The organism is Mesorhizobium sp. M0152 (genome assembly GCF_040322415.1).
Lineage (GTDB): Bacteria > Pseudomonadota > Alphaproteobacteria > Rhizobiales > Rhizobiaceae > Mesorhizobium.
Window position 1 is genome coordinate 49,713 of sequence record NZ_JAMYTH010000034.1, and the last position, 12,875, is coordinate 62,587.

At 64.2% G+C, this 12,875-nt stretch carries 14 protein-coding genes; 5 read left to right on the forward strand and 9 right to left on the reverse strand.

Annotated elements, in window-relative coordinates:
- Position 1 precedes the first annotated feature (1 nt).
- On the forward strand, positions 2 to 640 hold the full coding sequence (locus NKJ26_RS26235) for an NrsF family protein (RefSeq protein WP_352698154.1): 639 nt from the start codon (positions 2 to 4) through the stop codon (positions 638 to 640).
- Between the two features lie 167 nt (positions 641 to 807).
- Positions 808 to 2,787: a PAS domain S-box protein gene (locus NKJ26_RS26240; RefSeq protein ID WP_352698155.1), complete on the forward strand. Its 1,980-nt coding sequence runs from the start codon at positions 808 to 810 to the stop codon at positions 2,785 to 2,787.
- 73 nt (positions 2,788 to 2,860) lie between these two features.
- Here the strand turns inward: NKJ26_RS26240 and NKJ26_RS26245 are convergent, their stop codons facing one another.
- The 7 genes from NKJ26_RS26245 to NKJ26_RS26275 all read right to left on the reverse strand — a co-directional run bounded on the left by NKJ26_RS26245 (position 2,861) and on the right by NKJ26_RS26275 (position 8,262).
- Complete coding sequence (locus tag NKJ26_RS26245; protein ID WP_027023277.1) at positions 2,861 to 3,739, reverse strand: 3-hydroxybutyryl-CoA dehydrogenase; 879 nt, start codon at positions 3,737 to 3,739, stop codon at positions 2,861 to 2,863.
- Positions 3,740 to 3,856: 117 nt separating this feature from the next.
- The gene (locus tag NKJ26_RS26250; protein WP_352698157.1) at positions 3,857 to 4,786 is read right to left on the reverse strand and encodes an electron transfer flavoprotein subunit alpha/FixB family protein; all 930 of its coding nucleotides are present in this window, start codon (positions 4,784 to 4,786) and stop codon (positions 3,857 to 3,859) included.
- Between the two features lie 23 nt (positions 4,787 to 4,809).
- Entirely contained in the window at positions 4,810 to 5,559 is a 750-nt protein-coding gene (locus tag NKJ26_RS26255; protein ID WP_352604750.1) for an electron transfer flavoprotein subunit beta/FixA family protein, read from the reverse strand.
- A gap of 182 nt (positions 5,560 to 5,741) precedes the next feature.
- On the reverse strand, positions 5,742 to 6,542 hold the full coding sequence (locus tag NKJ26_RS26260) for a rhomboid family intramembrane serine protease (RefSeq protein ID WP_352698159.1): 801 nt from the start codon (positions 6,540 to 6,542) through the stop codon (positions 5,742 to 5,744).
- Between the two features lie 33 nt (positions 6,543 to 6,575).
- Positions 6,576 to 7,157, reverse strand: coding sequence for a cob(I)yrinic acid a,c-diamide adenosyltransferase (locus NKJ26_RS26265; RefSeq protein ID WP_352698161.1), 582 nt, complete (start codon positions 7,155 to 7,157; stop codon positions 6,576 to 6,578).
- A 24-nt stretch (positions 7,158 to 7,181) separates the two neighbouring features.
- Entirely contained in the window at positions 7,182 to 7,373 is a 192-nt protein-coding gene (locus NKJ26_RS26270) for a twin transmembrane helix small protein (RefSeq protein WP_027023272.1), read from the reverse strand.
- Positions 7,374 to 7,395: 22 nt separating this feature from the next.
- A complete protein-coding gene (locus NKJ26_RS26275; protein ID WP_352698163.1) occupies positions 7,396 to 8,262 on the reverse strand; it encodes an SDR family oxidoreductase in 867 nt (288 codons plus the stop codon).
- Positions 8,263 to 8,319: 57 nt separating this feature from the next.
- Here NKJ26_RS26275 and NKJ26_RS26280 point away from each other — a divergent pair, with 57 nt between their 5' ends.
- On the forward strand, positions 8,320 to 9,171 hold the full coding sequence (locus NKJ26_RS26280) for a YihY/virulence factor BrkB family protein (protein WP_352604758.1): 852 nt from the start codon (positions 8,320 to 8,322) through the stop codon (positions 9,169 to 9,171).
- Between the two features lie 110 nt (positions 9,172 to 9,281).
- Here NKJ26_RS26280 and NKJ26_RS26285 read toward each other — a convergent pair whose 3' ends face one another.
- A complete protein-coding gene (locus NKJ26_RS26285) occupies positions 9,282 to 10,286 on the reverse strand; it encodes a DMT family transporter (RefSeq protein ID WP_352698165.1) in 1,005 nt (334 codons plus the stop codon).
- Between the two features lie 41 nt (positions 10,287 to 10,327).
- Complete coding sequence (gluQRS, locus tag NKJ26_RS26290) at positions 10,328 to 11,203, reverse strand: tRNA glutamyl-Q(34) synthetase GluQRS (protein WP_352698172.1); 876 nt, start codon at positions 11,201 to 11,203, stop codon at positions 10,328 to 10,330.
- Positions 11,204 to 11,278: 75 nt separating this feature from the next.
- Between gluQRS and NKJ26_RS26295 the strand changes: the two genes are divergently transcribed.
- Positions 11,279 to 11,920 (forward strand): DNA-3-methyladenine glycosylase family protein, encoded by a 642-nt coding sequence (locus tag NKJ26_RS26295; protein WP_352698167.1) that lies wholly within the window; start codon positions 11,279 to 11,281, stop codon positions 11,918 to 11,920.
- 129 nt (positions 11,921 to 12,049) lie between these two features.
- Positions 12,050 to 12,607, forward strand: a complete 558-nt coding sequence (locus NKJ26_RS26300; protein ID WP_027023266.1) for an HNH endonuclease — start codon at positions 12,050 to 12,052, stop codon at positions 12,605 to 12,607.
- Positions 12,608 to 12,875 lie beyond the last annotated feature (268 nt).

A 12,875-nucleotide genomic window follows, 5' to 3' on the forward strand; every position in this document is an offset into this window, starting at 1 on the left:
CATGAAGACGGATGACCTCATCAAGGCGCTGGACGCCGATGCAAGCAGCAAGGCGATGCCGCTGCGTTCGGCCTGGTGGCTGGCGGCCGGTGCGGCCATCGCTGTCGCGGCGGCCGTTTTCCTGCTGACGATCGGTCCACGGCCCGACTTCATGGTGGCCGCGCACACGATGCGCTTTCTTTCCAAATTCGTTTTCACCATCGTGCTGGCGGTCAGCGCCTTCGCCCTGATCCAGGCTCTGTCGACGCCCGGCGCCTCGACAGGCCGGGCGATGGCTTCGATGATCGCAGCGCCGCTGCTGGTCGCGCTGGCTGTGGTTCTGGAGCTGTTTGCCGTGCCGCGAGCCGATTGGGCAACACGCCTCGTCGGCTCCAACATGATGATCTGCATGACTTTCATCCCGCTGATCGGCATCGGCCCGCTCGCCATCTTCTTGTGGATGCTGCGCTACGGCGCGCCGACACGGCCGGTGCTTGCCGGCACGGTCGCCGGCCTGCTCGCCGGCGGGCTGGCGGCGACTTTCTACGCCGCGCACTGTTTCGATGACTCGCCGCTTTTCGTCGCCACCTGGTACACGATCGCTATTGCGGTGCTCGCGTTGCTTGGTGCGCTCGGTGGGCGGTTTTTCGTGCGCTGGTAGTAGGGCGGTGCCGGCGACCGCAACTCCTCGCATACCGATCCTTAATCATGCCGGCAATTGTTTGCCGGTTTCCAATACCGTCGGTACCCCGGGCGCAACGTTTCCTTAAAATCGATCCTTCTAAGGTTTCCAAGGGAAAAGCGATTGCCCACGGGGGTGGCTCTGTCGTGACGTTGCGAGGACTGATCGGACCGAGGTCACACAAACATGCAGCGCTGGCGCTGCTTGTGCTCGGCTTTGCCGTGGTGGTGGTTTCACTCACGCGTACGCGGCTGGACCTCGGAATCGAGGCGCTCAAGCTCTGGCTGCTGGTGTCGGTCGCGGTGGCGGTCGGCGCACTTATTCTTGCCGGCCTGTTCATCGTTCGTATCTCCGATGACCGGCGGCGGATCGCCGAAAGCGAGCAGCGTTTCCGCCGCGCCATGGAGGATTCGGCGATCGGCATCGCCGTTGTCGGGCTGGACGGGCGCATTCTTCAGACCAATCCGGTCTTCGCCACCATGCTTGGCTACAGCCGCGAGGAGATCGAGGCGCTGACCTTCTTCGAGATCACGCATCCCGACGATATGCAGATCGGACGTGAGACGATGGATGGCCTGAAGGCAGGCAAGCTCTCCTCCTTCCATTTCGAAAAGCGCTATCTCAGGAAAGACGGCACGCCGGTATGGGCTCGTCTTTCCGGTTCGGTCATCCGTGACGAGAAAAGCCGCCCGCTTTACCTGGTCTCGCAGATCGAGGACATCGACGCGCGCAAGCAGGCCGAGGCGCGCATCGCCGAAGCGGAAACACGCTGGAATTTCGCCCTGGCCGGCGGGGGCCAAGGCGTCTGGGACTTCGACATGCGCAAGGGTGGCACGACCTATTCCTCGACCTGGGTCAGGATGCTGGGCTATGCGGACGGCGAACTCGATGGCGACCCCGACCGTTGGCTGTCGATGATCCATCCTGATGATCGCGAAACCGTTGCCGAAGCGGACCGCGCCCATCTCGACGGCAAGACGCCGTTCTTCGAAGCCGAATTCAGGATGCGCCACAAGGAAGGCCACTGGGTGTGGATCCTCGACCGCGGCAAAGCCATCGAGCGCGACGCCGAGGGCAAGCTCGTCAGGGCGATCGGCAGCCTGACCGACATCACCCGGCGCAAACAGGCTGAAGAGCGCCTGACCGTATCGGCCGCAATGCTCGCCGATGAAAAGGAACGCCTCAGGGTGACGCTGCAATCGATCGGCGATGCCGTCATCTGCACCGATGCCGCGAACCGCGTCACCTTCATGAACCCGGTTGCCGAAAAGCTGACCGGCATTGCCGGCGAAGAGGCTCTCGGCAAGACACTCGGCCATGTCTATTGGGCGGTCGACGAGGAGACGGGACAGCGGATCGGCGTGACGCGGCCCACGACCGGCGGCCAGGGACCCTCCGACCAGAACAGCCGCGCGGTGCTGATCCGGCGCGACGACACCCGCTGCAGCATCCGTCAGATCGTGTCGCCCATCATGAATGAGCGCAACGAATTCTGCGGGCTGGTCATCGTCTTCCAGGACTTCACCGATGCGCGCGCCCTGCAAAGGCAGCTTGCCCACGCCGCCGCGCATGATGCGCTGACCGGCCTTGCAAACCGCTCGAGCTTCATCCGCACCATGGAGGACCTGGTCGGTCAGGCCCGCAAGGATGGCGCCATGGCGGGGAGCAGCGAGCACCAGTTCATGTTCATCGATCTCGACCATTTCAAACTTGTCAACGACACGGGCGGACACGCGGCGGGAGACGCATTGCTCAAGCGGGTCGCCGAGGCTATTCGCGGCGCGCTTGGTCCCGAAGATATCGTCGCGCGGCTTGGCGGCGACGAATTCACGGTCATCCTGAAATCGGGTTCTGCAGCCGGCGCCAACATTGCGGCGCGCTCCATCATCGGTGCGATAGCCGGTTTGGATTTCACCTGGGACGGCCGCGCGCACTCGATCGGCGCCAGCATCGGATTGGCCGCGATCGGCGCCGATTGCGGCGAAGCCGACGAGATCATCGCCAGGGCGGACGCCGCCTGCTATGCGGCCAAGGCGGCAGGCCGCGGATGCGTTCGCACGGCGCCGGGCGGAGAGGTCATCGACGACAGGTCGGAGCTGCCCGAGCCGCTTGCGGCGGCATCGTGAGGCGGCATCCGCCGGCTTCGATCAGATCGCCCCGACAAAACGCACATCGCCCGGGCGGGCGCCCGGCACGGTGTCAGCGCGTCGGAACGGGATGCTCGCCGCGATAGTCGTAGAAGCCGCGCCCGGTCTTGCGGCCGAGCCAACCAGCCTCGACATATTTCACCAGCAGCGGGCAGGGACGGTACTTCGAATCCGACAGGCCGTCATGCAACACCTGCATGATCGACAGGCAGGTGTCGAGGCCGATGAAATCGGCCAGCTGCAGCGGGCCCATCGGATGGTTGGCGCCGAGCCGCATGGCGGTATCGATGGCGTCGACCGAGCCGACGCCCTCATAGAGCGTGTAGATCGCCTCGTTGATCATCGGCAGCAGGATGCGATTGACGATGAAAGCCGGAAAATCCTCCGAGACGGTGATCGTCTTGTCGAGCTGCCTGACATAGGCCTTAGCCGCCTCGAAGGTCTGGTCCTCGGTGGCGATGCCGCGCACCAGCTCGACCAGCTTCATCAGCGGCACCGGATTCATGAAATGGATGCCGATGAAGCGCTCCGGCCGGTCGGTCTGCGCGGCAAGCCGCGTGATCGAGATCGACGAGGTGTTGGTCGCCAGGATGGCTTCGGGATTGAGCTGCGGACAAAGCTGGGCGTAGATCTTGCGCTTGACCGTCTCGTCCTCGGTTGCGGCTTCGATCACCAGATCCGCGCCGGCAAGATCCGCCATCGCCGGTGCCGAGGCAATGCGCGCCATCGCCTCGTTGCGCTCCTTCTCGTCGAGTTTGCCGGAGCCGACCTGGCGGGCCATGTTGCCGCTTATGGTGGCGATGCCCTTCTCGATGCGGTCGGGCGATATATCGTAGATCAGCACCTTGTAGCCCGAAAGCGCGGAGACATGGGCGATGCCGCCGCCCATCTGGCCCGCGCCGATGATGCCGATCGTCTCGATCTTGCTCATTACACCGATCCCGTCAAAAGGCCTTTGCAGCCTGCTTTTTGTGCGGTGCAAACTAAAAGGGCGGGGCGACTTCGTCTACCCCACCCTTGGCAATTTAATACGCTTCGGCAGAAGGCGTCAAAGCGCCTTTTGCAGTTCCGGCAGGATAACGAAGAGGTCGCCGACGAGGCCGTAGTCGGCAACCTGGAAGATCGGCGCTTCCTCGTCCTTGTTGATGGCGACGATGACCTTCGAATCCTTCATGCCGGCAAGGTGCTGGATGGCTCCGGAGATACCGACCGCAATGTAGAGGTCAGGCGCCACGACCTTGCCGGTCTGGCCGACCTGCCAGTCGTTCGGCGCATAGCCGGCATCGACGGCGGCGCGCGACGCGCCGACCGCGGCGCCGAGCTTGTCGGCGACGGGCAGGATGACCTCCTGGAACTTCTCGGAGGAGCCGAGCGCGCGGCCGCCCGAGATGATGATCTTGGCCGAGGTCAGCTCCGGACGGTCGGTTTCCGAAAGCTTGTTCTCGACGAAGGCCGAGAGGCCCGGATTGGCCGCCGCCTTGACGGTCTCGACAGCCGCCGAGCCGCCCTCGGGCGCCGCCTGGAAGGAGGCAGTGCGCACGGTGATGACCTTCTTGGGGTCGGTCGACTGCACCGTCTGGATGGCATTGCCGGCATAGATCGGGCGCTTGAAGGTGTCCGGCGAGACCACTTCGATGATCTCGGACACCTGCGCGACATCGAGCAGGGCGGCGACGCGCGGCGCGACATTCTTGCCCGACGAGGTGGCCGGGGCGATGACGGTGTCGTAAGCGCCAGCCAGAGACACGACGAGTGCGGCGAGCGGTTCGGCGAGGCGCTCGGCGAGTTCGTCGGCTTCGGCCAGCAGGACCTTGCCGACGCCCTTCAATTTGGCGGCGGCGTCGGCCGCGCCCTTGGCGCCCTTGCCGGCCACCAGCACATGCACGTCCGAGCCTATCTGCAGGGCGGCAGAGAGCGCCTTGGCGGTCTGGTCCGAAAGCGTAGCGTTGTCGTGTTCCGCGATGAGGAGAATTGCCATTTTTCTGTTCCTTTCCCGATCGCTTACAGCACGCCGGCTTCGTTCTTGAGCTTGTCGATCAGCTCGGCGACGCTCTTGACCTTGACACCCGCCTTGCGGCCGCCCGGCTCCTCGGTCTTGATTACCTTCAGCCGCGGCTTGACGTCGGCGCCGTAGTCGGCCGGGCTCTTCTCGTCGAGCGGCTTCTTCTTGGCCTTCATGATGTTGGGCAGCGAGGCATAGCGCGGCTGGTTGAGGCGAAGGTCGGCGGTCACGATCGCCGGCATCTTCAGCTCCACCGTCTGCAGGCCGCCGTCGACTTCGCGGGTCACCTTGGCCTTGTCGCCCTCGAGCACGATCTTGGAGGCGAAGGTGCCTTGCGCCCAGCCGAGCAGTGCCGCCAGCATCTGGCCGGTCTGGTTCGAGTCGTCGTCGATCGCCTGCTTGCCGAGGATGACGAGGCCGGGCTGCTCCGCCTCGACCACGCCCTTCAGCACCTTGGCGACGCCAAGCGGCTCGGTCTGCTCGTCGGTCTTGACCAGGATGGCGCGGTCGGCGCCCATGGCGAGCGCGGTGCGCAAGGTTTCCTGTGCCTGCTGCGGGCCGATCGACACGACGATGATCTCTTCGGCCTTGCCGGCTTCCTTCAGCCGGATCGCCTCTTCGACCGCGATCTCGTCGAACGGGTTCATCGCCATCTTGACGTTGGCGAGTTCCACCGCCGAGCCGTCAGCCTTCACGCGAACCTTGACGTTCGCATCCACCACCCGCTTCACGGGCACAAGGATCTTCATTTGCCTGTCACCTCTCTTGAGATAGTTGGGCGCGCTATAACAGCCCGCGCCCCTTCTGAGTTGTCGAAAGCCGACATTCCGGATGGAAATTCTGGTCTTTGACCGCCTTAGGCTGCGGCGGAAACGCTTCCGTAGTTGCGGCAACCCTGCTCGTCAATACGCTGCAAGGCGCTCAAATCGGTTCAGTCCGGATTGGAAGAGTTTCCTCGTCCCCAGCGTGGCGCCATGGCGGACGGCTCGGGCGCTACCGGTTCAGCGGCAACCGGCGGCTGGTCGACGGCGGCAATCACGGCATCCTCGTCGGCGCCGGCAAACAGCGGAACCCCGCGGCTGCGCAAGACAAGCACCAGCACGGCTCCGGCGATGATGCCGCCGATGTGGCAGGCCCAGGAAATCTGGTCTTCGCCGCCGGCGGCGAACATGACGACCTGAAACAATACCCACAGGATGAGCGGGATAAAGGCCGGAATGCGCAGCGGAATGCGGGCAAAGGCAAGCACCCAGACTTTCACCCGGGGATAGAGGATGAGATAGGCGACGACCACGCCGGCAATTGCACCCGACGCACCGATCAGCGGCACTTGCGAGTCCCAGGCGATGAGCCCCTGGAAGGCAGCTCCCGCAACCGCGCACAGGAGATAGAAGATGAGGTAGCGGACATGGCCGAGCGCATCCTCGACATTGTCACCGAACACCCACAGGAACAGCATGTTGCCGCCGAGATGGAAGATATCGGCATGCAGGAAGGAATAGGTGAGATAGCTCAGGCTTTCGGGGATGACGATAAAGCGGGGGTCGAGTTCCGCCGTGTCATGGACGACGGAGGGGATGAAGCCGAGGCCAAGCACGGCGGCGTTGGTGAAGTTCTCGCCGCCGAGCGCCGTGGCGCAATAGACCAGCGCGTTGGCGACGATCAGGCCGATCGTCACGTACTGCAAGCGGATGTGCCGCAGCCTGTTGGTGTCATAAAGCGGGATGAACATCGGTCCCTTGCCCCCTTCCGCTTTTCGATCCGTTCAGCGGTTCTTGCCGGGAACCCATAGCACGTCGGCATTTCCGTTGTCATTGACCGCGCGGGCGGCGACGAACAGGAAATCCGAGACACGGTTCAGGTATTTCAACCCCTCGCGGCTGACGTGTTCGTGCGGCTGTTGGGCGAGCGCCACCATCAGCCGTTCGGCTCGCCGCGCCACGGTGCGGGCGAGATGAAGCGCGGCTGCCGCCGGCGTGCCGCCGTTGAGCACGAAGGACTTGAGCGGCTGAAGCTGCTTGTTGAGGAGGTCGATGTCCTTCTCGACCCGGTCGGTCTGCGAAGCAATGATGCGCAGCGGCTCATAGCCGAGCGGCTTGCCGTCATCGGGCACGGCAAGATCGGCGCCGAGATCGAAGAGATCGTTCTGGATGCGGGAAAGCATGGCGTCGATCGCCGGGTGGGTCTGCGCGGTGTGGATTCGGGCCAGGCCGATGCAGGCATTGGCTTCGTCGACCGTGCCGTAGGCATCAACCCGCAGATCGGATTTCAGCCGCCTTTCGCCGGTGCCGAGACCCGTGGTGCCGTCGTCGCCGGTGCGGGTATAGATCTTGTTGAGCTTGACCACGTCGCCTCCCAGCGGCCGGTATCCTCATTTGCGGGTGAAATACACAGCCAGCAGGATAAACGCCAGCGCCACGGCCTGCAGCAGAACACGCGCCTGCATCAGCTTGTTGGAAGTGACGCCGGAACCACCGCGCATCATGTTGATGAGGCCCCGGATCAGCACGATCGCCACGGCGACCATGACCACAATGGCGAGGATATTGAAGACGGATGCCATTTTCGTTCCAGTTCCTTTGCGTTCAGGCGCGCTTGGCGAGCAGGCGGTAGAGCATCGACGCCGGCAGGATGCGTTTGAGCATGGCGCCGATCCTGGCGGGCACTGTTACCACATAGTGCGGACGCGGGCGCCGCGACAGAAGCGCATGGCGCAGCGCCGTGTGGACCACTTCCGGTCCGGGTTTGGATGCCGATTGGCTGCCGCCGGCGCGCAGCCTCTCCAACTGCACCGCATAGTCCGCCCGATGCACCGAATTCTCGTGGTCGATGTTCTTCATGAACCACGCCAGGCCATTGCTGGCGATCTTCGATTTCACCGGTCCGGGCTCGATCAGCGAAACGTGGACGCCGCTGCCGGCCAGTTCCTGGCGCTGGCAGAGCATCAGGGCCTCGAGGGCATGTTTCGACGCCGAATAGGCGCCGCGAAAGCGCACCGGCGCGAGGCCCAGGATCGATGAGCAATGGACGATGCGGCCGTGGCCCTGGCGGCGCATCACCGGCACGATCCGGCGCGTCAGGTCATGCCAGCCGAAGAAATTGGCCTCGAACTGCTCCCTGAGCGCCGCGACGGCCAGGTCCTCGACGGCGCCGGCCTGAGCGTAGGCGCCGTTGTTGAACAAGGCGTCGAGCCCGCCGCCGGTGCGCTCGAGCACGGCTGCCACCAGCGCCTCGATCGATGCCGGTTCGGTGTAGTCGAGATAGAAGGCCTCGATGCCGTCTTCTTCGAGGGCGGCTATGTCCGCGGGTTTTCGCGCCGTCGCAAAGACCCGCCAGCCTTCCGCCTTCAGCGCCCGGGCACAATAGGCGCCTATGCCGGAAGAGGCGCCGGTGACGATGACGGTGCGCAATTCCTTCGCGGCAATATGAGCAGTTTGACCAAGGGTTGCCATTTGCCGCATTCCCTTCCCATATTCGCGGCGTCGAGACAATCGAAGGGAACGCAGGACTTGTTGCGGAAGATCGTCGCCCTGCGCCGCGTGCTCTATGATGCCATCGGTCATTTCAATACCGACGATGGCTGGGCGATGGCCAGCCATCTGGCGATCACCTCGCTGATGGCGCTGTTCCCATTCCTGATCTTCGCCACGACGCTGGCAAGCTTCCTCGGCGCGCAGGCGTTCGCCGACACGGCGGTGCACCTGGTCTTCGACACCTGGCCCGAGCAGATCGCCAAGCCGATCGCGCGCGAGGTGCTCAACGTGCTCACTGTCAGGCGCACCGATCTTTTGACCTATGGCGTGCTGCTTGCCGCCTATTTTGCCTCGAACGGCATCGAGGCGCTGCGCACCTCGCTCAACCGCGCCTATCGGGTGTCCGAGACGCGCGGCATCATCTACCGCCGGGTGCAGAGCATCATCTTCGTGCTCATCGCCACCGCCGGCTTTCTGGCGATCAGCGTGCTGCTGGTTTTGGCCCCGCTGCTGGCGAGGCTGGCCGAGGCCCATATCGAATGGATCAAGCCCTATATGGGCACGATCACGCTATGGCGTTACGTCATCGCCTCGGTGGTCATTGTCGGCGGGCTGTTTGCCGTGCATTTCTGGCTGCCGGCGGGCAAGCGCCGCTTCGTTTCGATCATACCGGGTATCGTCTTCACCTTGGCGGCATGGCTTGTCGGCTCGACCATTTTCGCCACCTACCTCGAGCATTTCTCGTCCTATGTGACGACTTATGCCGGCCTCGCCTCGATCATGATCGCGGTGGTCTTCCTCTACATGCTTTCGGCGATCTTCATCCTCGGCGGCGAGCTCAATGCCGCGATCAGCCGCTATCTGGAGGCGCGCGCCCGGGTCGGTTGAGCCGGATACCCGGCCGGATTGAAGACCTGCGGAATTGAAGAAGAGGAATTGAGGAATTGAGGAATTGAGGAAAAAACGCGGCGCGCTTCTTCTTTCAACTCATCAATTCTTCAGTTCCTCAATTCCTCAGTTCTTCCCTTGGCCTGCCGCGCCGTGGCCAGGCCGACGCCGAAGGTTGCGATCGCCATGCCGGCTATCTGCAGCGCATTGAGCTGTTCGTCGAACAAGGCCCAGGCAATGATGGCCGTCACCGCCGGCACCAGATAGAACAGCGAGGCGACCTTCGACATCTCGCCGTCGCGGATCATCACCATCAGCAGGAAGATGGCGCCCAGCGACAGTACCAGCACGAGCCAGGCCATGGCGAAGATCAATTCGCCGTTGATGACGACGGTGCGGGTCTCGAAGGCAAGCGAAGCCAGGATCATTACCGAGGCACCGCCGACATATTGCCACATGGTCGCGGCGACGAGATCGCCGCCGGAGGCGAAGCGCTTCTGCCAGATCGTGCCGGCGCTCATGCCGAGCACCGAGACCAACGAGGCGGCCAGTGTCGCCGCCGTCACGCCGCCGCCAAGCGCGCCGAGCTTTGGCCAGAGCACGATGACGATGCCGATGAGGCCGATGCCGAGGCCGGCCCAGTGGCGCGGCAGGATCGCCTCGCCGAGAAACTTGCCGGCAAGCACAGCCGTGATCAGCGGCTGCAAGCCGACGATCAGGGCCGAAAACCCGGCCGGCATGCCCCTGTGGATGGCCCAGAAGACAGCGCCGAGATAGACGCCATGCATCAGCACGCCGGCGCCGGTGGCGTGCAGCGCCTCCTTGCGGGTGGCTCTTTTGGACCCGAGCACCAGCATCAGGACCGCCAGCAGGATCGCGGCCAGGACGAAACGCGCGGCGAGAAAGGTGAACGGCTCCGCCCACGGCATGGCATAGCGCGCGCCGATGAAGCCGGTCGCCCACAGGACAACGAAGGTGGCGGGGATGAACCGCTTGACGCCGTGTGTTTTCAGGGGATCCGCCGCGCTGGTGAGAGTTGACCGTGGCGATGCTCTAATCCCGTTCGATCGGCCGTGCAAAACGAAACGATTGATCCATGCATCACCGGAATTCATTGGGCGGCGCATCGGGACGCGTCGCGCGGGGACAGCCAGGATCAAAGCCCGACCATCCGCCTGATGTCGCCGGGCGACGCGCCGGCATCGCGCAGGGCGGCAAGGCCGGTGTCCTTCAGGCTCTTCGACAGCTTGCGTCCATCCGGTCCGAGGATGAGCCGATGGTGGAAATAGGCGGGCTGCGGCAATCCAAGCAATTCCTGAAGCAGGCGCTGCACACCGGTGGCGGAAAACAGGTCCTGTCCGCGCACGACATGGCTGACGCCTTGCAGCGCATCGTCCGTCACGACGGCTAGGTGATAGCTGGTCGGGACGTCGCGGCGCGCCACGATCACGTCGCCCCAGTCCTGCGGGCGGGCTTCGACGGGGCGCGTCTCGGTCAGCGTCTCATCGACGAATTCTGTCCATGCGAGATGCTTGCCGACACGCGCCATGGCGGCGTCGACGTCCAGCCGCCAGGCGAAGGGCGCGTTCCCGGCGATTCGCCGCTTGCGTTCCTTCGCCGGCAGCGCCTTGTCGGCCGGGGGATAGAGCGGCACGCCGTCGGGATCGCGCGGCCAGTCGCGTCCGCGCGCTTCGCTGTCGGTGATGAAGGCGCGGATCTCGCCACGGCTCATGAAAGCGGGATAGACGAGTTCCTCCCGGATCAGCCGGTCGAGCACTGCCGCGTACTCGGCGAAATGTTGCGACTGGCGGCGCACCGGCTCGTCCCAGACCAGCCCCAGCCATTTCAGATCGGCAAGCATGCCGGCCTCGTATTGCGGCGTGCAGCGCGCCGTGTCGATGTCTTCCATGCGCAGCAGCAGCCGGCCGCCCGCCGCGGTCGCCAGCTTCTGGTTGAGCAGCGCCGAATAGGCATGGCCGAGATGCAGTTCGCCATTGGGGCTTGGCGCGAAGCGGAATGTCAGGAGCGTCATCTCTGCGGCGGCAATCGGGTTGTGCTGCTGTTTTGCCAATTGCTACCGTGCGCCCGGCTCAGGAACAAGAAAAGCATGCAGCGCATCGCGACACTGGACGACATTGCACGCGGGCTCGATGCGCTTTGCGTGATCGACCCGCGGCTTGAGAAGGTGCGCGGCATGGCGGGCGACGTGCCGCTGCGGCTCTCCGAGCCGGGGTTCCGCAGCCTGGCCTCGATCATCGTCTCGCAACAAGTGTCCCGGGCCAGCGCCGACGCGATCTTCGGCCGCCTGACCAGGCTCGCCGACCCGCTGACGCCGCAGGCGATCCTTGCCGCCGGCGAGGCCCTGTTTCGCGAGGCCGGCCTGTCGCGGCCCAAGCAGCGCGGCCTGATCGCGGCTGCCCAGGCCGTGGCCGACGGCCTCGACCTGCATCACCTCTGTTTCCTCGACGCGGAAGAGGCGATCTCGGCGATGACGGCGGTGCCCGGCATCGGGCCGTGGACGGCGGAAGTGTATCTGTTGTTCGCCGCCGGCCACCCGGACATCTTTCCCGCCCGCGACGTTGCCTTGCAGAGCGCGGTCGGCCACGCGCTCGGCATCGACCCGCGTCCGCCGGAGAAAACACTGATTCGGCTCGCCGAATCATGGAGCCCGTGGCGAGGTGTCGCATCGCGGCTTTTCTGGTCCTATTATCGCGAAACCAGGGGCAGGGACGCCGCGCCCCCTGCCTGAATCCGCGACAAGGCATCAAAAACATGCGGTTTTGGCACTTCGGCGACGTGACAATCCGCTTCACATCCCTGTCATGTCGGGCTTACAGTATCAGCACCGATCGGTTGGTGAACCAAGGAGGTCAACAAGGTGACGGTTGCCGTATCTCCGGATGGGCTTCCAGCGCTGGTGCTGAATGCGGATTACCGTCCGCTCAGCTATTACCCCCTGTCGCTCTGGTCCTGGCAGGACGCCATCAAGGCGGTGTTCCTCGACCGGGTGAACATCGTCGCCGAATATGAGCACGCCGTGTCCTCGCCGACCTTCTCGATGAAGCTGCCGAGCGTGGTCAGCCTGAAGGCATATGTGAAGCCGTCCAGGCATCCGGCCTTCACCCGCTTCAACGTGTTCCTGCGCGACCGCTTCCAGTGCCAGTATTGCGGCACGCCGGACGACCTGACGTTCGATCATGTCGTCCCGCGCCATCGCGGCGGTGCGACCACCTGGGAGAATGTCGTCGCCGCCTGTTCGCCCTGCAATCTCCGGAAGGGCGGCATGATGCCGGCGCATGCCAAGATGTGGCCGCTGCAGAAGCCTTACCAGCCGACGGTGCACGATCTGCACAATAACGGACGGCTCTTCCCGCCCAACCATCTGCATGAAAGCTGGATGGATTATCTATACTGGGATGTCGAACTGGAGCCGTAAGATCGTTCGAGAATTCGGAAGGCTGGCCGCCTGAAGCGATTCTCCGCGCTTCCGGACTTGCCAGACCGTGATAATCCAATCCCGATATCGGGACAGCTCGGCCGCGCTCACTTATGAGCGGCTTCGCGTTTGAGGACCGGCTTCCCCCACTCCGTCGCTGCTTCGCAGCGCCACCTCTCCCCCCTCCGGAGGGAGAGGAAGGGAGCCCAACAGGCTCGCGCCCTTCCTCTACCCCGTCGATCGGGGGAGAGGTGTCTCGGCGAAGCCG

Coding starts and splice junctions, on each gene's coding strand:
- NKJ26_RS26250 (WP_352698157.1), bottom strand. CDS start 4,786: ATGGCAATTCTCCTCATCGCGGAACACGACAACGCTACGCTTTCGGAC.
- NKJ26_RS26235 (WP_352698154.1), top strand. CDS start 2: ATGAAGACGGATGACCTCATCAAGGCGCTGGACGCCGATGCAAGCAGC.
- gluQRS (WP_352698172.1), bottom strand. CDS start 11,203: ATGACGCTCCTGACATTCCGCTTCGCGCCAAGCCCCAATGGCGAACTG.
- NKJ26_RS26260 (WP_352698159.1), bottom strand. CDS start 6,542: ATGTTCATCCCGCTTTATGACACCAACAGGCTGCGGCACATCCGCTTG.
- NKJ26_RS26245 (WP_027023277.1), bottom strand. CDS start 3,739: ATGAGCAAGATCGAGACGATCGGCATCATCGGCGCGGGCCAGATGGGC.
- NKJ26_RS26295 (WP_352698167.1), top strand. CDS start 11,279: ATGCAGCGCATCGCGACACTGGACGACATTGCACGCGGGCTCGATGCG.
- NKJ26_RS26275 (WP_352698163.1), bottom strand. CDS start 8,262: ATGGCAACCCTTGGTCAAACTGCTCATATTGCCGCGAAGGAATTGCGC.
- NKJ26_RS26270 (WP_027023272.1), bottom strand. CDS start 7,373: ATGGCATCCGTCTTCAATATCCTCGCCATTGTGGTCATGGTCGCCGTG.
- NKJ26_RS26285 (WP_352698165.1), bottom strand. CDS start 10,286: ATGAATTCCGGTGATGCATGGATCAATCGTTTCGTTTTGCACGGCCGA.
- NKJ26_RS26255 (WP_352604750.1), bottom strand. CDS start 5,559: ATGAAGATCCTTGTGCCCGTGAAGCGGGTGGTGGATGCGAACGTCAAG.